This window comes from Pseudomonas sp. Z2-11 (assembly GCF_054161305.1).
Genome location: NZ_CP096395.1, coordinates 3,815,652 through 3,838,804, shown reverse-complemented (window position 1 = coordinate 3,838,804; position 23,153 = coordinate 3,815,652). Strand labels below are relative to the sequence as shown.

At 62.3% G+C, this 23,153-nt stretch carries 19 protein-coding genes and 1 pseudogene; 7 read left to right on the top strand and 13 right to left on the bottom strand.

All coding sequences use genetic code 11. The features are described from left to right. The first annotated feature begins 69 nt into the window (after positions 1-69). Both M1E16_RS16920 and M1E16_RS16915 read left to right on the top strand, forming a co-directional pair. Positions 70-1,086: an ABC transporter substrate-binding protein gene (locus M1E16_RS16920; RefSeq protein ID WP_434630227.1), complete on the top strand. Its 1,017-nt coding sequence runs from the start codon at positions 70-72 to the stop codon at positions 1,084-1,086. Between the two features lie 138 nt (positions 1,087-1,224). Then, positions 1,225-1,662 carry a DUF3995 domain-containing protein gene (locus M1E16_RS16915; protein ID WP_305500389.1) on the top strand — a complete coding sequence of 146 codons (438 nt, stop codon included), beginning with the start codon at positions 1,225-1,227 and terminating at the stop codon, positions 1,660-1,662. A 164-nt stretch (positions 1,663-1,826) separates the two neighbouring features. Here the strand turns inward: M1E16_RS16915 and M1E16_RS16910 are convergent. From M1E16_RS16910 to M1E16_RS16880, 7 genes and pseudogenes are all read right to left on the bottom strand, one after another. Then, a pseudogene (locus M1E16_RS16910) lies at positions 1,827-2,179 on the bottom strand (Na+/H+ antiporter subunit G). Further along, entirely contained in the window at positions 2,176-2,454 is a 279-nt protein-coding gene (locus tag M1E16_RS16905; RefSeq protein ID WP_186615355.1) for a K+/H+ antiporter subunit F, read from the bottom strand. The pseudogene M1E16_RS16910 and the gene M1E16_RS16905 overlap by 4 nt, the downstream one beginning before the upstream one ends. After that, positions 2,451-2,939, bottom strand: a complete 489-nt coding sequence (locus tag M1E16_RS16900) for a Na+/H+ antiporter subunit E (RefSeq protein ID WP_434697456.1) — start codon at positions 2,937-2,939, stop codon at positions 2,451-2,453. The genes M1E16_RS16905 and M1E16_RS16900 overlap by 4 nt, the downstream gene beginning before the upstream one ends. Next, on the bottom strand, positions 2,936-4,621 hold the full coding sequence (locus M1E16_RS16895; protein ID WP_458127929.1) for a monovalent cation/H+ antiporter subunit D: 1,686 nt from the start codon (positions 4,619-4,621) through the stop codon (positions 2,936-2,938). Before M1E16_RS16895 ends, M1E16_RS16900 begins: the two co-directional genes overlap by 4 nt. Then, positions 4,618-4,962, bottom strand: coding sequence for a Na+/H+ antiporter subunit C (locus M1E16_RS16890; protein WP_003202835.1), 345 nt, complete (start codon positions 4,960-4,962; stop codon positions 4,618-4,620). Before M1E16_RS16890 ends, M1E16_RS16895 begins: the two co-directional genes overlap by 4 nt. Then, complete coding sequence (locus tag M1E16_RS16885) at positions 4,962-7,886, bottom strand: monovalent cation/H+ antiporter subunit A (protein ID WP_458127928.1); 2,925 nt, start codon at positions 7,884-7,886, stop codon at positions 4,962-4,964. Before M1E16_RS16885 ends, M1E16_RS16890 begins: the two co-directional genes overlap by 1 nt. 328 nt (positions 7,887-8,214) lie before the next feature. Then, on the bottom strand, positions 8,215-9,237 hold the full coding sequence (locus M1E16_RS16880) for a DMT family transporter (protein ID WP_458127927.1): 1,023 nt from the start codon (positions 9,235-9,237) through the stop codon (positions 8,215-8,217). Between M1E16_RS16880 and M1E16_RS16875 the strand changes: the two genes are divergently transcribed. Both M1E16_RS16875 and M1E16_RS16870 read left to right on the top strand, forming a co-directional pair. Then, entirely contained in the window at positions 9,232-9,795 is a 564-nt protein-coding gene (locus tag M1E16_RS16875) for a helix-turn-helix domain-containing protein (RefSeq protein ID WP_181290436.1), read from the top strand. The genes M1E16_RS16880 and M1E16_RS16875 overlap by 6 nt on opposite strands. A gap of 151 nt (positions 9,796-9,946) precedes the next feature. Further along, positions 9,947-11,377, top strand: coding sequence for an FAD/NAD(P)-binding protein (locus M1E16_RS16870; protein ID WP_458127926.1), 1,431 nt, complete (start codon positions 9,947-9,949; stop codon positions 11,375-11,377). Between the two features lie 147 nt (positions 11,378-11,524). Here the strand turns inward: M1E16_RS16870 and M1E16_RS16865 are convergent, their stop codons facing one another. The 4 genes from M1E16_RS16865 to M1E16_RS16850 all read right to left on the bottom strand — a co-directional run bounded on the left by M1E16_RS16865 (position 11,525) and on the right by M1E16_RS16850 (position 15,827). Continuing rightward, entirely contained in the window at positions 11,525-12,640 is a 1,116-nt protein-coding gene (locus M1E16_RS16865) for a Gfo/Idh/MocA family protein (protein WP_458127925.1), read from the bottom strand. Between the two features lie 210 nt (positions 12,641-12,850). After that, positions 12,851-13,618 (bottom strand): SDR family oxidoreductase, encoded by a 768-nt coding sequence (locus tag M1E16_RS16860; RefSeq protein ID WP_003180553.1) that lies wholly within the window; start codon positions 13,616-13,618, stop codon positions 12,851-12,853. A 24-nt stretch (positions 13,619-13,642) separates the two neighbouring features. Beyond that, positions 13,643-14,710 (bottom strand): phosphotransferase family protein, encoded by a 1,068-nt coding sequence (locus M1E16_RS16855; RefSeq protein WP_458127924.1) that lies wholly within the window; start codon positions 14,708-14,710, stop codon positions 13,643-13,645. Positions 14,711-14,873: 163 nt separating this feature from the next. Continuing rightward, entirely contained in the window at positions 14,874-15,827 is a 954-nt protein-coding gene (locus tag M1E16_RS16850; RefSeq protein ID WP_458127923.1) for a 2-hydroxyacid dehydrogenase, read from the bottom strand. A gap of 382 nt (positions 15,828-16,209) precedes the next feature. On the opposite strand from M1E16_RS16850, the gene M1E16_RS16845 reads away from it, so the two are divergent. After that, on the top strand, positions 16,210-17,490 hold the full coding sequence (locus tag M1E16_RS16845) for a serine/threonine transporter (RefSeq protein WP_458127922.1): 1,281 nt from the start codon (positions 16,210-16,212) through the stop codon (positions 17,488-17,490). Positions 17,491-17,750: 260 nt separating this feature from the next. Here M1E16_RS16845 and acnB read toward each other — a convergent pair whose 3' ends face one another. Beyond that, positions 17,751-20,351 (bottom strand): bifunctional aconitate hydratase 2/2-methylisocitrate dehydratase, encoded by a 2,601-nt coding sequence (gene acnB, locus M1E16_RS16840; protein ID WP_305501222.1) that lies wholly within the window; start codon positions 20,349-20,351, stop codon positions 17,751-17,753. 407 nt (positions 20,352-20,758) lie between these two features. Between acnB and M1E16_RS16835 the strand changes: the two genes are divergently transcribed. After that, positions 20,759-21,229, top strand: a complete 471-nt coding sequence (locus tag M1E16_RS16835; RefSeq protein WP_434573568.1) for a DUF1289 domain-containing protein — start codon at positions 20,759-20,761, stop codon at positions 21,227-21,229. 190 nt (positions 21,230-21,419) lie between these two features. Here M1E16_RS16835 and M1E16_RS16830 read toward each other — a convergent pair whose 3' ends face one another. Further along, positions 21,420-22,283 carry a universal stress protein gene (locus tag M1E16_RS16830; RefSeq protein WP_434573569.1) on the bottom strand — a complete coding sequence of 288 codons (864 nt, stop codon included), beginning with the start codon at positions 22,281-22,283 and terminating at the stop codon, positions 21,420-21,422. Between the two features lie 159 nt (positions 22,284-22,442). Between M1E16_RS16830 and M1E16_RS16825 the strand changes: the two genes are divergently transcribed. After that, positions 22,443-23,048: a tRNA-(ms[2]io[6]A)-hydroxylase gene (locus M1E16_RS16825; protein ID WP_434601118.1), complete on the top strand. Its 606-nt coding sequence runs from the start codon at positions 22,443-22,445 to the stop codon at positions 23,046-23,048. Positions 23,049-23,153: the final 105 nt, after the last annotated feature.

Below are 23,153 nucleotides of genomic sequence, written 5' to 3'. Positions count from 1 at the left end.
TATTCACAGGCTTGCGTTCGCTTCGCAACGCCGTTCGGTTATTGCTGTGTCCGGCATGAGGTATCAAGCATGAAACGAGTTCGACAGTGGCTGGCGGCCTGCGCCACTACCCTCGCTGTGTTGGTTTCGCCACTTCCGGCATCCGCTGCTGCTTCGGCGCCGATCCACTTTGCCGACCTGAACTGGGAAAGTGGCAGCCTGATCACCGACATCCTGCGGATCATCGTCGAAAAAGGCTACGGGTTATCGACCGACACGTTACCGGGCACCACCATTACACTGGAAACCGCCCTGGCCAACAACGATATCCAGGTGATCGGTGAAGAGTGGGCGGGGCGCAGCCCGGTGTGGGTCAAGGCCGAGGCCGAGGGCAAGGTGGTTGCCCTGGGCGATACGGTCAAGGGCGCGACCGAAGGTTGGTGGGTGCCGGAATACGTCATCAAGGGCGACCCGGCCAAGGGGATCAAGCCGCTCGCGCCGGACCTGCGCAGCGTCGAGGACCTGGCGCGCTACAAACATGTGTTCAAGGATCCTGAAAGCCCCGACAAGGGGCGCTTCCTCAACAGCCCCATCGGCTGGACGTCCGAAGTCGTCAACAAGCAGAAACTCAAGGCTTATGGTCTTTCCGACAGCTACGTGAATTTCCGCAGCGGTTCCGGGGCCGCGCTTGATGCGGAAATTACTTCTTCGATCCGCCGTGGCAAGCCGATCCTGTTTTACTACTGGTCGCCCACGCCGTTGCTGGGGCGTTTCAAACTGGTGCAACTGCAAGAACCGCCATTCGATGCCGAGGCCTGGAAGACTCTGACCGACGCCGACAATCCGAATCCGAAACCGACTCGCTCCCTGGCCTCGAAGCTGTCGATCGGTGTGTCCGTGCCGTTCCAGAAGCAGCATCCGGACATCGCCGAGTTCTTCGGCAAGGTCGACCTGCCCATCGAGCCGCTGAACAAGGCCCTGGCCGACATGAGCGAGAAACGCACGCCGCCCCGCGAAGCCGCCGAGGCGTTCCTCAAGGCCCACCCACAGGTCTGGCAGGCCTGGTTGCCCAAGGACGTCGCCGACAAAGTCGCGGCGGGGCTGTAAAACTTGGTGATGCCAGCCTGTTGAACAGTTGATCCCGGGCAAATCGTCATTCGCTGGAACCTGGCAACCTGTGCCCGTCCAGCGAAATGTCAGATTCAAGCTAGGATGATTGTTCAACCTTTTTCAGGAGGCTGGCGAATGACGCTTTTATTGGCTCGGTCGCTGGTCGCAGTGTTTGCGACCATCAGCTTGTTTCATTTGTATTGGGCCCTGGGTGGGCGCTGGGCAGCCCTGGCGGTGGTACCGCAGGTTCCGGTGAAGCAGGGCGACACGCTGCGACCGGCGTTCAACCCGTCGGGATGGCTGACGCTGCTGGTGGCCCTGGCGCTGTTGATGATTGCGCTGCTGGTGTGCCTGCGGGTCGGGCTGATTTCGCCGCCCGTCACTCATCGCGCCTTGCAATGGCTGATCAGTGCGATTGCTTTGCTGATGTTCGCCCGGGCCATTGGCGAGTCGAACCTGGTGGGCTTCTTCAAGGAGGTCAAGGGCTCGACGTTTGCCCGGCTCGACACCTGGGTCTATTCGCCGTTGTGTGTCGTGCTGGGGGCGGGGTTGCTGACGGTGGCGTGGGCTTGAATACAACCACAACCCCGTGGCGAGGGAGCTTGCTCCCGCTGGGGTGCGCAGCAGCCCCAAAAAAGACTGAACACCAATCAGCCTGACTCACCGAGGTGATAGATCCAGGGGCTGCTGCGCACCCCAGCGGGAGCAAGCTCCCTCGCCACAAAAAGGCCGGTTTGTCAGTCGTTCTTGCGGCTACTTACCTCCGCCGGCACGTCATCGCCGGCCATACGCTTGCGGAACAATGCCGCCCGGGCCAGCAGCAGGGTGGTCACCGGCACCGTGATGGACAGCAGGATCGGTATCAACCACGCATGCAACACCGGCCCGGACTTGATCGCGGAAAAGTAGATGATCGAGGCAAGGGCAACGCACCAGGCGCCCAGCGTCGACGCCAGGGCAGGGGGTGCATGCGCTGGAAATAATCCTTCAACCGTACGAGCCCGATTGCCCCGAGCAGGGCGAACAGGCTGCTGGCCACCAGCAAGATCGCCACTGAGATTTCCACCCACATCGACAGCTCGACGTTCATTCGATCACCTCGCCACGCAAGAGGAACTTGGCCAGGGCAAACGAGCCGACAAAACCGAACAGGGCGATCAGCAGCGCGGCCTCGAAGTAGGTGTCGCTGGCATAACGGATGCCCAGCACCAGCATCATCAGCATCGCGACGATGTACAGGTAGTCGAGGGCCAGGACCCGGTCCTGTGCCGAGGGGCCTTTGAACAGGCGCACCAGCGTCAGGACCATGGTCAGGGAGAACAGGAACAGGCTCAGCAGGATGGCATTGGACAGCAACGGGCTCATTCGAAAATCTCCATCAACGGGCGCTCGTAGGTGGCCTTGAAGTGCGCTATGAATGCGCCTTCGTCCTCCAGATCGAATACGTGCATCAACAGGATGCTGCGGTCCAGCGCCAGCTCCGACCAGACCGTCCCGGGAATCACCGTGGTGATCATAGACAGCACCGCCAGGCCATTGGCATCGTGCAGGTCCAGCGGCACCTTGACGAAAAGCGAGCGAGGCGGGCGGCGTCCGGCATTCAGTACGCCCCAGGCGACGGCCAGGTTGGATACCAGCACATCGCGCCCCACCAGCAGGAACAGCCGCAGCATGACCCAGGGCCGGCGGATGCGAATGGGCCGCGGCCGCAGTGGACGCATCATCAATGGCGCCAGGAAGCCCAGCGCCGCGCCCAGCAGCAGATGGCCGGCGCTGACGGACAGGTTCAACAGCAGCCAGAGCAGCCACAACGCCAGCGACAACCAGGGTGCGGGAAACAGGCGCTTCATGGTTGCACCGCCTGCACTTCGGTGTCGGCTTGTGGGTTGGGGACGGCGCGGGTGGCAAGCACCGCCATCACATAATGTTCAGGTGTGTTCAGCGCATCGGCGGCGGACTGGGTGTAGCGCAGCACCGGCTCGGCCTTGAAGGTCAGGGCGATTCCGAGGCCGAGCAGCACGATGATCGGCACGCATTCGAACGGCCGCAACAGTGGCGACGGCCGCTCCTGTGGCGTCCAGAAGCGCTGGATGCCCAGGCGTGAGAAGGCGGTCAGCGCGGCGAGCCCGGACAGGATCAAGAGCGCCAACAGGCCCCAGGCGGCGGCAGAGACGGGCGTGTCGGTACTTGCTCCGAGTCCTTGGGGGTTGAGCAACGCGTTGAGCAGCCCGAGTTTTGCGATGAAGCCCGAAAGCGGTGGCATGCCGATAATCAGCAGCGCACAGGCGATGAAGCTCAGGCCGAGGAAGGCCATGGTCCAGGGGATCACTTGGCCGACTACGGCTTTCTGTTCGTCGTCGAGGTTGATGCCTTTGGGCGGCTGCAGCGATTCCAGTGGGCGCGGCAGGCTGTCGAGATCGTCTTCCAGCGGCAGATCATTGGCCGAGCGTGAACGCTCGATCAACTCGGCCAGCAAGAACAGCGCGCACAGCGCCAGGGTCGAGCTCACCAGATAGAACAGCGCAGCCCCCACCAGGTTTGGCTGGGCAAAACCGATGGCAGACAGCAGGATGCCGGCCGAGACCAGGATACTCAGGCTGGCCATGCGCTCCAGGCGTTGGGCGGCGAGGATGGCGATGGCCGCGCAGGCGATAGTCGCCAGGCCGCCGTAGACCAGCCAGTCAGCGCCAAAATAGGCCGAGGCGCCGGCCTGGCCGGAAAACAGCAAGGTCCACAGCCGCAGGATGGTGTAGACGCCGACCTTGGTCATGATCGCAAACAGTGCCGCCACCGGCGCACTGGCTGCACTGTAGGCCGGCACCAGCCAGAAATTCAGCGGCCACATGCCGGCCTTGGCCAGGAACGCCACCGCCAGGATCGCCGCGCCGGCGTGCAGCAGGCCGCGGTCGGCTTCCGGCACCAGGGGCACCTTCAGGGCCAGGTCGGCCATGTTCAGGGTCCCGGTGACGCCGTAGATCAGGGCCGCGCCAATCAGGAACAGCGACGAGGCCAGCAGGTTGATAGAAATGTAGTGCAGCCCCGACGACACCCGCGCCCGGCCCGACCCATGCAACATCAAGCCGTAGGACGCCGCCAGCAGCACCTCGAAAAATACGAACAGGTTGAACAGGTCCGCCGTGAGGAAGGCCCCATAAAGCCCCATCAGCTGAATCTGGAACAACGCATGGAAACTCGCCCCGGCCCGGTCCCAACGGGCCATGGCGAACAGCAGCGCGCAGACGCCGATGATCCCGGTCAGCACCAGCATCAGCGCCGACAGGCGATCGACCACCAGCACGATGCCGAACGGCGCCTGCCAGTTACCGGGCAGATAGACGCCAATGGACGCGGGCAGCGCCTGCTCCTGGGTCCAGCGCAACAACAGCACGGCGATGCCCAGGCCCAGCAGGCTGGAGAACAGATTGATCCGCGCCTTGAGCGGGCGGTGCTTCTCGCCGAGCATCAGCATCACCGCGGCGGTCAGCAACGGAAGCAGGATGGGCGCGGCGATCAAGTGTGGCGTCAACGTCATTCCTTCGGCTCCCGACCGTCCACATGGTCGGTGCCGGTCAGGCCCCGGGACGCGAGCAGGACTACCAGGAACAACGCAGTCATGGCGAAGCTGATCACAATGGCGGTCAGCACCAGGGCCTGGGGCAACGGATCGGTGTAGTGCAGCAGGTCCTGGGGTACGCCGTCCTTGATGATCGGCTCCTTGCCGATGAACAGGCTGCCCATGCTGAAGATGAACAGGTTGACGCCATACGACAGCAGGCACAGGCCCATGACCACTTGAAAGGTCCGCGGCCGTAGCACCAGCCAGACACCGGAGGCGGCCAATACGCCGATTGCGATTGCGATGACTTCTTCCATCAGGCGTTGGCTCCTTTGAGAGGGGCGACGGGTTTGGCGTGCAGGCCCGGCTTGTGGGCGCGCACTGACTGGTGGGCCAGGGCAGTGAGAATCAGCAGGGTCGAACCGACCACCACGGCATAGACGCCGATGTCGAAGAACAGCGCGCTGGCCAGGTGAATATCCCCCAGCAGCGGCAATTCGAAATGCCAGGTATGCGTGGTCAGGAACGGATAACCCACCGCCAGCGCGCCCAACCCCGTGGCGCTGGCGAACAGCAGCCCGGTGCCCATCCAGCGCAGCGGTCGCAGGCTCATCTGCGCTTCGACCCACTGGGTGCCGGCGACCATGTATTGCAGGATGAACGCCACCGACATCACCAGCCCGGCCACGAAACCGCCGCCGGGTTGATTGTGGCCGCGCATGAACAGATAGAACGACACCACCAGGGCAATCGGCAGCAACAGGCGAACCAGCACCGACGGCACCATCATGAAGCCCAGCGCGGTATCGCTGGCGTGGCGCGGGTTGACCAGGTCGGTAACCACGTCCGGCGCCAGCAGGCGTTGTTGCGCCGGCAGTTGCATGCTTTCCTTCGGTGGACGGAAGCGCCGCAGCAGGGCGAACACCGCCAGCGCCACCGCCGCCAGCACGGTGATTTCCCCCAGGGTGTCGAAGCCGCGGAAGTCCACCAGCATGACGTTCACCACATTGCTGCCGCCGCCTTCAGGCAGCGCGCGGCTGAGGTAGAACGAGGAAATGTCGTTGGGGGTCTGGCGCGTCAGCATGGCATAGGACAGCAGCGCCATGCCGCCGCCCACCGCGCCGGACAACAGCAGGTCCCGCAGGCGTCGGATGCGCGCGCGCCGTTCGCTGTTGGGCCGGGGCGATACGTCCTCGATCCGTCGGGGCAACCAGCGCAGCCCCAGCAGGATCAGCACCGTGGTGACCACCTCCACCACCAGTTGCGTCAAGGCCAGGTCCGGTGCCGAGAACCAGACGAAGGTCACGCAGGTCATCAGGCCGCAGACACTGACCATCGTCAGCGCCGCGAGACGGTGATACTTGGCTTGCCAGGCCGCGCCCAGGGCGCAGGCGATTGCCAGTACCCACAGGGTGACGAACACCACGGAGCCGGGAATCTTCGGCCGGTCGCCCCAGACCAGCGTGCTGTGCAACATCGGGATCAACCCGGCCAGGAGCGCCGCCAGTACCAGCAGGAACAATTGCGCCTGCAGGCGCCGAGTGCTGATCTTGCGCTCCAGCCGACGACCGTGGCGCATCATCAGCACCAGGCAGCGTTCAAACAGGCGCTTGCCGCTGAGGCGGCCGATCAGCGGCGGATGCTTGATTTGGCCTTGCTTGAATTGCTTGCGCAGCAGCAGGTACAGGACGATGCCCGCGGCCATCGCCACCAGGCTCATGAGCATGGGCGCGTTCAGCCCGTGCCAGATTGCCAGGCTGTATTCGGGCAGCGGGCCGCCCACCACGGGGAGTGCGGCGGCGGCCAGCAACGAGCCGACCACCTGGGCCGGGAAAATCCCCACCAGCAGGCAGGTGAATACCAGCAGCTCGACCGGCGCGCGCATCCAGCGTGGCGGTTCATGGGGCGTGTGAGGCAGGTCGGTGGCGGTGGGGCCGAAGAACACGTCCACGGTAAAGCGCAGGGAGTAGGCGACGCTGAAGGTGCCGGCGATGGTGGCGATGATCGGCAACGCCAGTTCGACCCAGGCGGTGGCTGAGATAAATACCGTCTCGGCGAAGAACATCTCCTTGGACAGAAAACCATTGAGCAACGGCACCCCGGCCATCGCCGCGCTGGCGACCATCGCCAGGGTGGCGGTGAACGGAATCAGTCGCACCAGGCCGCTGAGCCTGCGGATATCCCGCGTGCCACTTTCGTGGTCGATGATTCCGGCGGCCATGAACAGCGAGGCCTTGAACGTGGCGTGGTTGAGGATATGAAACACCGCCGCCACCGCCGCCAGCGGACTGTTGAGACCCAGCAGCAGGGTGATCAGCCCGAGGTGGCTGATGGTCGAGTAGGCGAGCAGGCCCTTGAGGTCGTTCTGGAACATCGCGCAGTAGGCGCCCAGCACCAGGGTGCAGGCCCCCGCGCCGCCGACGATATAGAACCATTGCTCGCTGCCCGACAATGACGGCCACAGCCGCGCCAACAGGAAGACACCGGCCTTGACCATGGTTGCCGAGTGCAGGTACGCCGACACCGGTGTGGGTGCGGCCATGGCGTGGGGAAGCCAGAAGTGGAAGGGGAACTGAGCACTTTTGCTCAAGGCGCCGATCAGGATCAGCGGCAGCAGGACGGGGTAGAGGGCGTGGTCACGAATCAGGCTGCCGGCGGCCAGGACCCTGTCCAGGTCATAGCTGCCCACCACATGGCCGAGCAGCATCACCCCGGCCAACAGGCACAGCCCGCCGGCACCGGTCACCATCAACGCCATGTAGGCGCCGCGTCGGGCGTCGGCGCGGTGATGCCAATAGCCGATCAGCAAGAACGAGAACAGACTGGTCAGTTCCCAGAAGAACACCATCTGGATCAGGTTGCCGGAGATCACCAGCCCGAGCATCGCGCCCATGAACGCCAGGAAAAATGCGAAGAAACGTGGCACCGGATCGTCCGGCGACATGTAATAGCGGGCGTACAACGACACCAGCGTGCCGATGCCCAGCACCAATAACGAAAACAGCCAGGCAAAGCCATCCAGGCGCAGCACGAAATTCAGGCCCAGGCTCGGCAGCCAATCATATTGTTCACGGATTACGCCGCCATCGGCGATCTGCGGGTACCACAAGGCCACCTGAACAGTGCCGGCCAGGGCTACGAAGCCGGCCAGCAGCGATTCGGCGTTACGGGCGTTATGAGGTAACAGCGCCGCGACACAGCTGCCGATAAAGGGCAAAAGCAATAGAACTATCAGTGACATAGGCTTCTATTCGGCAAGGGATGTCCGGGATCATACGTGGCGTATTCCGGATCACCAACCGCCAGGGTGTCGCAGAATCCTACAAGGTAGGTGGATTTTCCTGACTTTTTAGCTCTACCTATAACCTGTGGCGAGGGGATTTATCCCCGCTGGGTCGCGTAGCGGCCCCGAAATCTGCCGACGTGGTGCGTCAGGTCAATGGAGTCTCCTGCTTTGGGTCTGCTGCGCAGACCAGCGGGGATAAATCCCCTCGCCACAGAGTTTTTGCTCGCCGATATTTGTTGTTGACCGGCATCACACGCTTGTGACCGGTAAAAGCTACGAAGGCTCACTGCTCCCGCTCAAACAGCTTGTCCACCTCGACAACACCTTTGTTTCGAGTCTTCAGCTCACTGACGATCACCGCCGCCACAATCAACCCGGCGCCCACCAGGGCGATCGCCGGCAACCGTTCGCCGGCCAGGCGCCCGGCAATACCCGCCCACACCGGCTCGCCGGCATAGATCAGCGTGGCGCGGGTCGGCGAGACGCTTTTCTGGGCCCAGTTCATTGCCACCTGGATCGCCGCGCTGGCCGCGCCCAAGCCTACTGCGCTGATCAGCAGCAGCCAGGAAAAGCCGGGCATCACTTCCCGGGTCGGCACCACCAGCAAAAATGCCAGCACCGCCGTGCTTGCCAGTTGCACCACGGTCACCCGGCGCACATCCACCTGGCCGGCATAGGCGCTGATCAGGATGATCTCGGCGGCGATCGCGATGGCGCTGATCAGGGTGGCGATTTCCCCCGGACTGAAATTCAGTGACGCGCCGGCCGGGCCGGACACCAGCATCAGCCCGGTGAACGCGAGCATGATCCCGATGCTCGGCATCAACCCTGGCCGGCGGCCCAGCACCAGCCATTGCAACAACGGCACGAAGGGTACGTAGAGGGCGGTGATGAAGGCCGACTGGCTGCTGGGAATGGTTTGGAGGCCGACGGTTTGCAGGCCATAGCCGAGCATGATTGCCACGCCGATGAAGCAGCCGGCCTTGAGCTCAAACAGCGTCAGGTCCCGCAGGTGCCGCCAGGAGAACAATGCGACAAACGCGGCCGCCGCGGCGAAGCGCAAGCCTACGAAGAACATCGGTCCGCTGACGGTCATGGCGTGCTGCACCAAAAGGAACGTTCCGCCCCAGATCATGGTGATCAGCACCAGCACGCACTCGGCCTTGCTGAATTTTGGGATACGGGTGGACGCTTGCGGGGAGTTCAACGATGCCATGACCTTGCGCGCTACTTGAGGCGGACGCACAATGCGCCCGAAGTTGGGCAGTATAATGCGCAACCCCGGCAGATGAGCAATATAGTGCACAAAGAAAACAGCCAGCGGGCCTCCGTCCTGCAACATGTCAGCCAGAACGTCCGCCGTCTGAGGCATGCGGCGCAGCTCAGCCAGACGGCGCTGGCCGAGCTGTCCGGGGTCAGTCGACGGATGCTGGTCGCCATCGAAGCTGGCGAAAAAAATGTCAGCCTGACCACCCTGGACCGTGTCGCCGAAGCGTTGGATGTGGCCTTCAGCGATTTGATCCAGGCTCCGGATGCCCGCGACCCGAGCCGTATCAATGAGCTGGCCTGGGCCGGCGTGATTCCAGGCAGCAAAGCCGTATTGTTGGCCAAGGCCACCGCCAACCGCGAAGTGGAACTTTGGGAATGGCGCCTGGAGCCCGGCGAGCATTATGTCTCGGAGCCTGACGCGGACGGCTGGAGCGAGCAGCTTTATGTATTCGAAGGTTGTTTGACGCTACTGCTGGGCAGCGAGGAGCGTCGAATCGAGGCCGGTGAATTTTTCATGTTTGCCAGCAACCAGCCCCATGCCTATCGCAACAACGATTTGGTGGCGGCGCGGTTCGTGCGCAATGTGGTGATCTGAACTTCCATTGCACCGCGAGTGCTACCAAAGAACGCTTCCGGAGCATCAGGCGATGGCAGTAAGGTAGCATCTCGTCGTTCCGTTGCTTCGGCGCCCCGTCAGGGCCTTTAGCTGCGAACGATAACCGCTGTTTTCATGACGGAAGCGTTCGATGACTGACGTGCCAACCTCGATTCCCCGTTCCGCCGATGTCCTGATCATCGGCGGTGGCCTGAGCGGTGCCATGTTGGCGGCGCAACTGCTGCGCCTGCCAGGCCAACGCGAGGTGTTGATTGTCGAGCCGCGCAGCGAGTTGGGCCGGGGCGAGGCCTACAGCGCGGTGGAGCTGGGCCACACCTTGAACGGTAACGCGGCGCGCATGAGTGTCGACCCGGACAACGCCGACGATTTGACCCAATGGCTCACCACGTTCATCGAAGCCGGCGGCTGGCCCGAGTCGGATCAGCAACACGTGCCGATCAGCGAGCTGTTTCCGCCCCGAGGAATGTTTGGCCTCTACGTACAGCAACGTCTGGCCGAAGCTCGCGAATCGGGCGCACAGAACGGTTCGACCGCCGAGCATGTGCGCGGGGAAGCCGTGGACCTGCGGCTTGCCGACGGTGGCGTGATGGCGACGCTGGGCGACGGCCAGGTCTTGCATGGCCGTTTTGCGGTGCTGGCCACCGGCATGTTCCCGGCGGCGCGCACCCCGCAGACCGAATCCAGCGGCTTGAACGCCGCAGCCCTCGATCCTTGGGATGTGGCCGCGATGCGCCATCTTGATCCGCAGTCCACGGTACTGATCATTGGCTCGGGACTGACCATGGTCGATGCCGTGGTGTCTTTGGAGCAGGCCGGGCACCGTGGGCCGATCGAAGTGTTTTCCCGCCATGGCCTGTTGCCTCACGTGCGTCGCCAGCCACCGGCCTGGGTGGATTTCCTTGCTGAAGATCATGATCTGCGATCGCCATTGCAGCTGATGCGGGCGCTGCGCGAGCAATGCCGTCAGGCGCAAGCCCAGGGGATTGATTGGCAGGCGCCACTGGATACCGTTCGCGCGCACATCGGGCGTTTGTGGAACCAGGCCAGCGACGTGCAACGTCGACAGTTCGTCCGGCATGTGCGGCCGTGGTGGGAAAGCCACCACCATCGTTCGCCACCGTTGAGCGCGGAACTGGTGGCGCGTCTGCATGGGGAAGGGCGGTTGCGGATTCAGGCGGCGTCGTACAAGGGGCTGGTATCGGCTGGCGAAGGATCAGTGGCAATCAACATTCGCCGACGGGGCGAGGCTGGACTGGAAGTGGTGCAGGGCGCCGCGTTGATCAACTCCAGTGGTATCGAATACGACTGGCGCCGGGTTGCGCGACCGTTGCCGCAGCAGTTGCTGGCACGAGGCTTGGTCCAGCCCGGTCCCTTGGCACTGGGTATCGCCGCGCGTGCAGATGGCGCGGTGTTGGACGCCCAAGGCAACCCCGCCGAGCGCCTGTTCGCCATGGGCCCGCCATTGCGGGGGATGTGGTGGGAAAGCACGGCGGTGACAGATGTGGCGAGCCAGGCCAAGACGCTGGCGGGGCGGTTGGTTGAACTAAAAGCTCAAAACTGAGCACCGTGGCGAGGGAGCTTGCTCCCGCTGGGCTACGAAGTAGCCCTAAAACCATTCACCTCGGTGTGTCAGGTCAACTACCTCCCAATTCTCTGGGGTTGCTGCGCAACCCAGCGGGAGCAAGCTCCCTCGCCACAGAAGCGAGTTTCATTGCGACTGCACTTGTACCCAACGCTCCTCCCGCGCCGCCACGCGTATTGCCGCCGCCAGTCGTTCCACTTCCCAGGCTTCTTCGAAATCCGTCCCGTTGCCGCCATCGCCCGCGAGGGCCATGACCAGCTCCTGGACTTCCAATGTCTTCAATTCGTTGTACCCCAGCTGGTGCCCGGCCGCCGGGCTGAAGGCGGCGTAGCCCGGCAGGTCGGGGCCGGCCAATAGTCGTTGGAAACCTGCCTGGCCGGCGCGGCACAGGTGCAGTTCATTCAGTCGTTCCTGATCGAAGGCCAGCGTCCCGAGGGTGCCGCTGATCTCGAAGCTCAAGTGGTTCTTGTAGCCGTGCTTGAGCCAACTGCTGCTCACCGAGCCCCGGGCGCCGCTGGTGAAGCGCAGCAGCGCCTGGACCTGATCGTCAACCGCAATGACCCGTTGTTCGATCGCGCCGGCGCTGGCCGGACGCCGGTTGTGGACGGTCTGGCTGTCGGCACACACCGAATCGACAGCGCCCAGCAGGTAACGAGCCATGGCCAGCAAATGACTGCCCAAGTCAGCCAGGGCGCCGCCGGCATGCTCGGCTTCGCAGCGCCAGGACCATGGCGAGGTCGGGTCGGCCATGAAGTCCTCGCTGAATTCCCCCTGGAAGCTGACGATCTGCCCCAGCTCGCCGCGCTGGATCATTTCCCGCGCCAACCGGATGATCGGGTTGTGCTGATAGTTGTAGCCGACGCGTGTCACCACGCCAGCAGCCTTGGCCGCCTGGTGCATCTGCTCGGCCTGTTCCAGGGAGACCGCCAGCGGTTTTTCGCAATAGACCGGTTTGCCCGCCGCCAACGCGGCCATGGCCATCGGAAAGTGCAGATGGTTGGGCGTGGTAATGGCGATCAACTGGACGTTCGGGTTGTCGATCAGTTGTTGCCAGTCGCTGTGAGCCGTCTCGAAGCCCCAACTCTGTGCACATTGGCGCGCACGTAGCGGATCGGCGTCGGCCAGGGCCGCCAGTTTCAAGTTCAGGGGAAGGTCGAACACCGCCTTGGCGTTATGGAATGCCAAAGCATGGGCACGGCCCATGAAGCCGGTGCCAATCAGACCGATGCCGAGTTCGCGCATGAGAAAGAGCCCTTTGAATTGTTATTTTCAGAAGGCTCTTTATGGAATAAATATTCTCTAATTGCAAATACTGGAATAAATATTCATTTTATTCTCGGTACTGATTCCTGTGGGAGCGAGCCTGCTCGCGAAGACGATAGTTCAGTCAACATTGAGGTCGACTGACCTGACGCCTTCGCGAGCAGGCTCGCTCCCACAAGGGAAATATCCTCAGGACAAGAACCCGCCATCCACATTCAACGCCACGCCCGTGGTGTAGCTCGACGCATCGCTGGCCAGGTACAACACCGCGCCGGCCATTTCGCTCGGGTCGGCCACGCGCTTGAGGGGGATCTGCGCCAGGGCGGTCTTCAGGATGGCGTCGTTCTTGACCAGCGCCGAGGCGAACTTGGTATCGGTCAGGCCCGGCAGCAGGGCATTGCAACGGATGCCGAACTGCGCGCACTCCTTGGCAAAAACCTTGGTCATGTTGATCACCGCGGCCTTGGTCACCGAATAGATGCCCTGGAAAATGCCCGGCGAGATGCCATTGATCGACGCCACGTTGATGATGCTGCCGCCGCCGTTCTCGCGCATCAGCTTGCCGGCTTCCACCGACATGAAGAAATAGCCGCGGATGTTCACATCGACGGTTTTCTGGAACGCGCCCAGGTCAGTATCCAGCACATTGCAGAACTGCGGGTTGGTGGCCGCATTGTTCACCAGGATGTCCAGGCGCCCGAACTGCTCGCGAATCCCGGCGAACACCTGGCTGATCTGCTCCATTTCGCCGATGTGGCAAGCGATCGCGGTGGCCTTGCCGCCAGCGGCGATGATCGCATCGGCGACGTGCTGGCAGCCGTCGAGCTTGCGGCTCGAAACGATCACGTGGGCGCCTTGCTGGGCCAGCAGTTTGGCGATGGCTTCGCCGATGCCGCGGCTGGCGCCGGAAACGAAAGCGATCTTGCCGTCGAGGTCGAACAACTGGGTCTTGGACATGCTGTTTCCTTGTTATAGGTGCGCTCAGAGCGTGGATTTGCTGATGACTTGCAGGCTCATCTGCTCCAGCAGCTTGTTCATCTGAACGAACTGCGCGAAGCGTTTGTCCTGGGTCTGGCCATTGAAGAAGCGGTAGTAGATCTGCTGGACGATACCGGCCAGGCGGAACAGCCCATAGGTGTAATAGAAGTCGAAGTTGTCGATGCGGACTCCGGCGCGCTCGGCGTAGTAGTCGACGAACTCTCGGCGGGTCAGCATGCCCGGCGCATGGCTGGGCTGGCGGCGCATCAGTTGTACCGGCCCCGGGTCGTCGGCTTCGATCCAGTAGGCGAGGCTGTTGCCCAGGTCCATCAACGGGTCGCCGAGGGTGGTCAGCTCCCAGTCCAGCACGCCGATGATCTGCATCGGGTTGTCCGGGTCGAGGATGACGTTGTCGAAGCGGTAGTCGTTGTGGACGATGCTGGAGGTCGGATGATCGGCGGGCATCTTGTCGTTGAGCCATGCCTTGACCGCCGTCCATTTCGGCGCATCGGGGGTCAGCGCTTTTTCGTAACGGTCGCTCCAGCCGCGGATCTGCCGGGCCACGTAGCCTTCGGGCTTGCCCAGGTCGGCCAGGCCGCAGGCGGTGTAGTCAACACGGTGCAGTTCGACGAGCCGGTCGATGAAACTCTTGCACAGGGCTTCGGTGCGGGCTGCATCGAAACCCAGCTCCGGCGGCAATTCGGAGCGCAGGATGATGCCCTTGACTCGTTCCATCACGTAGAACTCGGCGCCCATCACCGATTCGTCAGTGCAGTGGACGTAGGCTTTGGGGCAGTACGGGAAGCCGTCGCGCAGTTGATTGAGGATGCGGAATTCACGGCCCATGTCGTGGGCGGACTTGGCCTTGTGGCCGAACGGCGGGCGCCGCAGCACGAACTCCTGCTCGGGGTATTCCAGCAGGTAGGTCAGGTTCGACGCACCGCCGGGAAACTGGCTGATCAGCGGCGTGCCGGTCAGGCCAGGAATATGAGCCTTGAGGTACGGGTCGATCAGGCTGGCATCGAGTTCTTCACCGTCGCGCACGCGGGTGGACTGATCAGTAACTGCCATGCTTATCCCTTCTGCTTATTTTGGAGGCCATCGATCATTGGCTAATCTAATGGCGCTTGGGAGGCGTCACAAGCACGCCGGGGTCTTATAGGTCAGCGTGTTGCTGGGTAATCAGCGGACCTGATGAGCTGCCACCACGGATGCAGGGTTCGTATCGGTCGAGTCAACGTTGCCTGTCAGGCAATGGCACCGGGGTCAATACCGGTTCGCCGGCAAAAAACGCGGTCAGGTTCTGGCCCACCAGTTCCACCATCGCCCGGTTCGCTTCCGGCGACAACCCGGCCACATGCGGCGTCAGGACCACGTTTGGCAGGCTTTTCAAGGCATCGGGCACCTCCGGTTCGTGGTCGAACACATCGAGTGCCGCCCCGGCAATTCGCCGCTGTTCAAGGGCGCTGACGAGATCGGCGGTGGCGACTACGCTGGCCCGGGCGATGTTGACCAGATAGCCATTGGGACCGAGGGCATCCAGGACTTGTCGGGTGATCAATTGCCGGGTGTCCAGGCCGCCAGGCGTGGCAACGATGAGGAAGTCCGAGACCCGGGCCAATTCCGTTGGCGTGGCGCAAAAGGTATACGGGACATCGCTGCGAACCCGCCGGTTGTGGTAGCTGATGCTCATGTCGAAACCCAGGGCGGCACGCTTGGCGATCGCCATGCCCACGGCGCCGAGTCCCAGCACGCCCAGGTGCTTGCCCGCCAGGGAGGGACGCATCTGGCGCGGCCACTCGCCACGGCGCAGGGCGGCGTCGGACCGAGGCACGTCCCGCACCAGCGCCAGCAGCAGGGCCATGGCATGGTCGGCCACCGAGGAGGCGTTCACCCCGGCGCCGTTGGAGACCACGATGCCTCGGTTGCGGGCGGCTTGCAGATCCACTTGCTCATAACCGGCGCCGATCACGCAGATGATCCTCAGGTTGGGCAGGGCGTCGATTTCCTCGGCGGTCAGACCCAGGGGGCCGCGCGTCAGCACCGCGCTGAACCGTTCGCCGTGTTCGAAAATCGCCGTCCTGCGTTCGGCTGGCGTAGGCGCCAGTTCCAGGTGATAGCCCTGGCGTTCGAGAATCGGCAAGTATTCGTTGACGGTTTCAACCAGTACCAGAACGGTTGCGGTCATGCTGTGCTCCTGTGGGCGCGGGCGATTTTGATATTCAACCTGATTGTAGGGGCCGCAGGGAGGTGTAGCTTGGGCTTTTTGTATTTCATTTTTGGCTGGCACATTCCCTGTGGGAGCGAGCCTGCTCGCGAAGACGCTGGTTCAGGCAGTGAGGTGTTACATGAAGGGCCTCTTCGCGAGCAGGCTCGCTCCCACAAGGAATGTGGGGGACAATTTTTCTGTCCATGATCTGCTCCGGATAACCATTCCTCAGCTAAGTCTTTGCTTCTGTTCATGAATCCCGGACAATCGCGCCCCTGTTTCGGCCAGGGGCGCTGCCTGTCGGATTTTTCCGACTCGTCCCGGCCGGGTGCATATGACCGGAATGCGGAGATCCGACCGGATGAATGATCAGGCCAACAGCGTTGAAGAGCGCTTTGAAACGACAGCCCCCGCCACCCTCGGCGAATGGAGTCGCCATGACACGACCTGGATGCTGGGCCTGTTTGGCACCGCCATCGGTGCCGGCACGTTGTTCCTGCCGATCAATGCCGGCCTCGGTGGTTTCTGGCCGTTGCTGATCCTGGCTGTGCTGGCGTTTCCCATGACCTTCTACGCCCATCGTGGGCTGACCCGCTTCGTGTTGTCCGGCCGTGACGGCGCGGACATTACCGAGGTCGTGGAAGAGCATTTCGGTATCAAGGCCGGCGCGTTGATCACGCTGTTGTACTTCTTTGCAATCTTCCCGATCCTGCTGATCTACAGCGTGGCCTTGACCAATACGGTGGGCAGTTTCCTGGAGCATCAGTTGCAGATCCAGCCGCCGCCCCGGGCCGTGTTGTCACTGGTGCTGATCCTCGGTCTGCTGGCAGTGGTGCGCTGCGGCGAACAAGCGATCGTCAAGGCCATGAGCCTGATGGTCTACCCGTTCATCGTGGCGCTGCTGTTCCTGGCGGTGTTCCTGATCCCGCACTGGAACGGCGGCATCCTCACCAAGGCGTCCACGGTGCCTGAACCTTCGGCCCTGCTGCACACCTTGTGGCTGGCGATTCCGGTGATGGTCTTCTCGTTCAACCATTCGCCGATCATCTCGGCATTCGCGGTGGACCAGAAGCGTCGCTACGGTGCCAACGCCGAGGAACGCAGCGCGCAGATCCTGTCGCGTGCCCATGTGCTGATGGTGGTGATGGTGCTGTTCTTCGTGTTCAGTTGCGTGCTGACCCTGTCCCCGGCACAACTGGCCGAGGCCAAGGCGCAGAACCTGTCGATCCTGTCGTACCTGGCGAACCATTTCAGCAACCCGACTATCGCCTTCGCGGCACCGCTGATTGCCTTCGTGGCGATCTCCAAGTCGTTCCTGGGGCACTACATCGGCGCCAGCGAGGGCCTCAAGGGCCTGGTCGTCAAGAGCGGCCGCCGCCCGGCACCCAAGACCCTCGATCGGCTGACCGCAGCGTTCATGCTGGTGGTGTGCTGGATCGTCGCCACCCTCAACCCGAGCATCCTCGGCATGATCGAAACCCTGGGCGGTCCGGTCATCGCGGCCATCCTGTTCTTGATGCCGATGTACGCCATCCGCAAAGTCCCGGCCATGGCCCGCTATCGTGGTCAGGCGTCGAATGTCTTTGTGGTGTCGGTGGGCTTGGTGGCGATCACTGCGTTGGTCTATTCCCTCATGGCCTGACCTGCGTTTATGTGGGAGCGAGCCTGCTCGCGCAAGCGGTGGTTCAGTCGGTAGGGATGTTGGCTGTGCCGCCGCCTTCGCGAGCAGGCTCGCTCCCACATGGGTTCTGGGTTGTCTGCCAAAATTGCAGCGGCCACAAAAATCCCTGTGGGAGCGAGCCTGCTCGCGAAAGCGGTCTGTCAGCTTGCATCAAATCCCAAGGCATAAAAAAACGCCGCCCCTCGCAAGAAGGGCGGCGTTTCAGTGGTGCGCTTTAAGCTTTACGCTTGAACGACCGGGATGTTGGCGTTGGCAGCCGCTTCACGGAACTCGGCGATCTGGTCGAAGCTCAGGTAGCGGTATACGTCCGCTGCCATGCTGTCGATCTTGCCGGCGTATTCCATGTACTCCTCGACGGTCGGCAGGCGACCCAGGATCGACGCCACGGATGCCAGCTCAGCCGAAGCCAGGTAGACATTCGCGCCGTCACCCAGACGGTTCGGGAAGTTACGGGTCGAAGTGGAGACCACGGTGGAGTTCGGTTCCACGCGCGCCTGGTTACCCATGCACAGCGAGCAGCCCGGCATTTCCATCCGTGCACCGGCCTTGCCGTAGATGCCGTAGTAGCCTTCTTCGGTGAGCTGGTGAGCGTCCATCTTGGTCGGCGGCGACAGCCACAGACGGGTTGGCAGCTGACCCTTGACCTGGTCGAGCAACTTGCCGGCAGCGCGGAAGTGACCGATGTTGGTCATGCAGGAACCGATGAACACTTCGTCGATCTTCTCGCCAGCAACGCTGGAGAGCAGGCGGGCATCGTCCGGGTCGTTCGGCGCGCAGAGCACAGGCTCCTTGACGTCGGCCAGGTCGATTTCGATGATTTCCGCGTACTCGGCGTCCTTGTCGGCTTCCAGCAGTTCCGGGTTGGCCAGCCAGGCTTCCATCGCCTGGGCACGACGCTCCAGGGTGCGGGCATCGCCGTAGCCTTCGCCGATCATCCAGCGCAGCAGGGTGATGTTCGACTTCAGGTACTCGGCAATCGATTCCTTGGACAGCTTGATGGTGCAACCTGCGGCCGAACGTTCTGCCGAGGCATCGGACAGTTCGAAAGCCTGCTCGACGGTCAGGGTTTCCAGGCCTTCGATTTCCAGGATGCGGCCGGAGAAGGCGTTTTTCTTGCCTTTCTTCTCGACAGTCAACAAGCCTTTCTGGATAGCGTAGTAAGGGATCGCATGGACCAGGTCACGCAGGGTGACGCCCGGTTGCAGCTTGCCCTTGAAACGCACCAGGATCGACTCGGGCATGTCCAGCGGCATCACGCCGGTGGCGGCGGCGAAGGCGACCAGGCCGGAACCGGCCGGGAACGAGATGCCGATCGGGAAACGGGTGTGAGAGTCACCACCGGTGCCGACGGTGTCCGGCAGCAGCATGCGGTTCAGCCAGCTGTGGATGATGCCGTCGCCCGGACGCAGGGACACGCCGCCACGGGTCATGATGAAGTCTGGCAGGGTGTGGTGGGTGGTCACGTCGATCGGCTTCGGATACGCCGCGGTGTGGCAGAAGGACTGCATCACCAGGTCGGTCGAGAAGCCCAGGCACGCCAGGTCTTTCAGTTCGTCACGGGTCATCGGACCGGTGGTGTCCTGGGAGCCGACGGTGGTCATCTTCGGCTCGCAGTAGGTGCCCGGGCGAACGCCGGTCACGCCGCAAGCCTTGCCGACCATTTTCTGCGCCAGGGTGAAGCCCTTGGTGCTTTCGGCCGGCGCTTCAGGCTTCTTGAACAGGTCCGAAGGCGGCAGGCCCAGCTCGGCGCGGGCTTTTTCGGTCAGGCCACGGCCAATGATCAGCGGGATACGGCCGCCGGCACGGACTTCGTCAAGCAGGACCGGGGTCTTCATTTCGAAGGTGGTCAGGACTTCATCGGTGCCGTGCTTGCAGACTTTGCCAGCATGCGGGTACAGGTCGATCACGTCGCCCATGTGCATGTTCGACACATCGAATTCGATCGGCAGGGCGCCGGCGTCTTCCATTGTGTTGTAGAAAATCGGCGCGATCTTGCTGCCGAAGCAGAAACCACCGGCGCGCTTGTTCGGCACATACGGGACGTCGTCGCCGAAGAACCACAGCACCGAGTTGGTGGCGGATTTACGCGAGGAACCGGTACCGACCACGTCACCGACGTAGGCGATCGGGAAACCTTGGCCACGCATCTCTTCGATCTGCTTCATCGGGCCGGTCTTGCCTTGCTCATCGGGCACGATGCCGTCGCGAGCCATTTTCAGCATGGCCAGTGCGTGCAGCGGGATGTCCGGGCGGGACCAGGCGTCAGGGGCAGGGGACAGGTCGTCGGTGTTGGTTTCGCCGGTGACCTTGAAGACCCGCAGGCTGATCTTGTCGGCCAGCACCGGGCGGTTCTTGAACCACTCGCCATCGGCCCAGGATTGCAGGACGGCCTTGGCGTGGACGTTGCCGTTCTTGGCTTTTTCCGCCACATCGTGGAAGGCATCGAACATCAGCAGCGTGTGCTTGAGTTCTTCGGCGGCGACCGGGGCCAGTTCGGCGTCGTCCAGCAGGTCTACCAGGGTCACGATGTTGTAGCCGCCCTGCATGGTGCCGAGCAGTTCTACAGCGCGCTTCTTGTCGATCAGAGGGGATTGGGCTTCGCCCTTGGCCAGGGCGGACAGGAAACCGGCCTTGACGTAGGCGGCTTCGTCGACTCCAGGCGGAACGCGATTGGTGATCAGGTCAACGAGGAAAGCTTCTTCGCCAGCCGGGGGATTCTTCAGCAGCTCGATCAGGCCTGCGGTTTGTTCGGCGTTAAGCGGCTGGGGAACGATACCCAGTGCTGCGCGCTCTTCGATATGTTTGCGGTAGGCTTCAAGCACAGTTATTACCCTCATCAGTGGTCCCAAATGGGTGTCCGGGACGCTCATCCAGAAACTCACGGCACTCATGCGCGTCAGGGGGCTTTTTGGGCCTCCACGCCAGAATTGCCGGAGTTCCTCACAGAAGCTGCTTTCAAAGTTTTACGCCTGCAGAACGGGAGCTGATGAGGGTTGGCGTTGGGCTTTCCCCGCTGGAAAGACCCTTCGCCAACACCGCTCTGAAGGAACGACTGTGCTCGTGACGCTTTGAAAACAGCTTCTAACGGACATTGGCGCCTTAAAAGGCTGGCTGATTCTACGGGAAAAAAAAATTAAAGGTAAGTTGAGCCTGGAAGTTTGAGGGGTGATCAATCTTAGACAAAGGGCTAACATGCCGGCCTGTCCTGTTTTTGCGTGTGCGTTGCCTTATGCCCAACCAGCTCATCAAGACCCCCTGCGTCGGCCTCTGTTCCACTGTCTACGGTGACCTGGTGTGCCGTGGCTGCAAGCGGTTCCACCACGAAGTGATTCACTGGAACGGCTACAACGAAGAGGAAAAGCGCGCGGTGTGGTTGCGGCTCGAGCAGTTGCTGGTGCAGGTGATGGTGGCCAAGCTGGAGGTTTTCGACCCGCAGCTGCTGCGCCAGCAACTGGAATCGCGCAAGATCCGCTTCGTGCCGCACCAGTCGGAATATTGCTGGGCCTATCAGTTGATCGCCCGGGGCGCACGGGTGATCAATAACCTGGAAGCGTACGGCATGGTGCTGCTGCCGGAATTTCGCGACTGGGAACTGCCCGACCTGCGCGATGCCATTGATCGGGAATTTTTCCTCCTATCCGAAGCGCATTACCAGCGCTACATCGCGCCGGGGTTCTTGAAGGATGCGATTGGCGGCTGACAGGCCCTATGTGTGGCAAGTTGCTTTGTACCCAGTAGCTCTTGTGGCGAGGGAGCTTGCTCCCGCTGGGTTGCGACGCGACCCTCGCTCTTGATCCGAATAATTTTTGAACCTGAAAAACCCAGGTGTCTGCTGCGCAGCCGAGCGGGAGCAAGCTCCCTCGCCACAAGAGCTTGATCGCCCAAGCCTTTTATTCTTTTGCCGCCATCTCCACCAGATGGTCCTCCACCTCCTGCGGCTTGAGCACCAGCACATCGCTTTCCAGCGTATCGAGCACGGCTTCGGCGGTGTTGCCGATCAGCACCCCTGACAAACCCGAGCGGGCCACGGTGCCGATCACGGTGACAGCGGCCTGGAGCTTGTGGGCCATGTATGGAATCAAGACGTCCGCCGGGCCTTCCTGGATATGCAGGTGCTCGTCATCAATGTCGAATTCGGCCTGGAACGCCCGGCATTGCTCACGGTAGCGCGCCTCGATGGTTTCCTTGAGCTGGTAGGTCGGGTCGGCGGACGAGAGCATCGGCGACGGGTGGGCGCTGATGACATGCAGGTGCGCCTTGGCGAGGAGGGCGATGTCGTAGCCATGGTCGATGATCGTCGAGTGCAGGTGGCGGTGCTCACCATCGGCATTGCCCACGTCGACGGCGGCCAGAATCACCCGGTCTTTCCAGGATCCCGACGTCTTGACCAGCAGCACCGGGGTCGGGCAATGGCGCAGCAGTTTCCAGTCGGCCGGGGTCAGCAGGGCTTTTTTCAAGGGGCTATCGGGGAAGTGCTGCTTGATGACCAAGCCACAGCCTTCGGCCTGCTGCACGTCGATGATGGTTTCGTAGAGACTTTCGTTCCAGGCCTGCTCGGTGGTCACGCTGTAGCCGTCGGCCGCCAGTGCGGCCTTCAGGACGCTGAGCATCCCGGCATGGTCATGGTGTTTGTCGCAGACCAGCAAGTGCAAATGGGCCTGGGTCACGCCGGCGATCAGTTTGGCGCGCTTGAGTGCCAGGCTTTCCGAATGTTCGGGTTCGATGACCACGAGGATGCTGCGAATGGCTTGCATGATCGGCGTCTCCAGCAATGAAAAGGCACGGCGTTGCTCAACTATAGTTGTTCTGGACGGCTCGTCGACTTGATGCATATCAACGCCGGTGGCTGGTGGTCTGGGGGCAGGCCGGTATAATCGGCGCCCTTCGCTCGACTACCTTTGCCCGTGAGTCTCATGATCCTTCCCGAAATCCACGAATTCCTCGGCTGCCGCACCCCCGATGCCTGGGTCCAGGCGGCGCTGGCCGACCAGGAAACGTTGCTGATCGACCACAAGAACTGTGAATTCAAGGCCGCCAGCACTGCCTTGAGTCTGATCGCCAAATATCACTCCCATGTCGACCTGATCAATATGATGTCGCGCCTGGCCCGGGAAGAACTGGTGCATCACGAGCAGGTCATGCGCTTGATGAAAAAACGCAAGGTCGCCCTGCGCCAGCTCTCCGCCGGGCGCTACGCTTCGGGCCTGCGTAAAGTGGTGCGCAGCCACGAACCGGTGAAACTGGTGGACACCCTGGTGGTCGGCGCTTTTATCGAAGCCCGCAGTTGTGAGCGTTTCGAGGCCCTGGTGCCGCATCTGGACGAGGAGCTGGGCAAGTTCTATTTCGGCCTGCTGAAAAGCGAGGCCCGACATTTTCAGGGTTACCTGAAACTGGCCTACCAGTATGGCGACGCCAAGGATATTGCCCAGGTCATTGAGAGGGTCCGCGAGGCGGAGCGCGAGTTGATCGAATCAGTGGACGTGGAGTTTCGCTTCCACAGTGGTGTGCCTGCGCTTTAGGAACTGTGGTGTTCATGACGGCGCCATCGCGAGCAAGCTCGCTCCCACATTGGACTCTCTTTGAACACAAATCCTGAATCCATCCCGAATCCCCTGTGGGAGCGA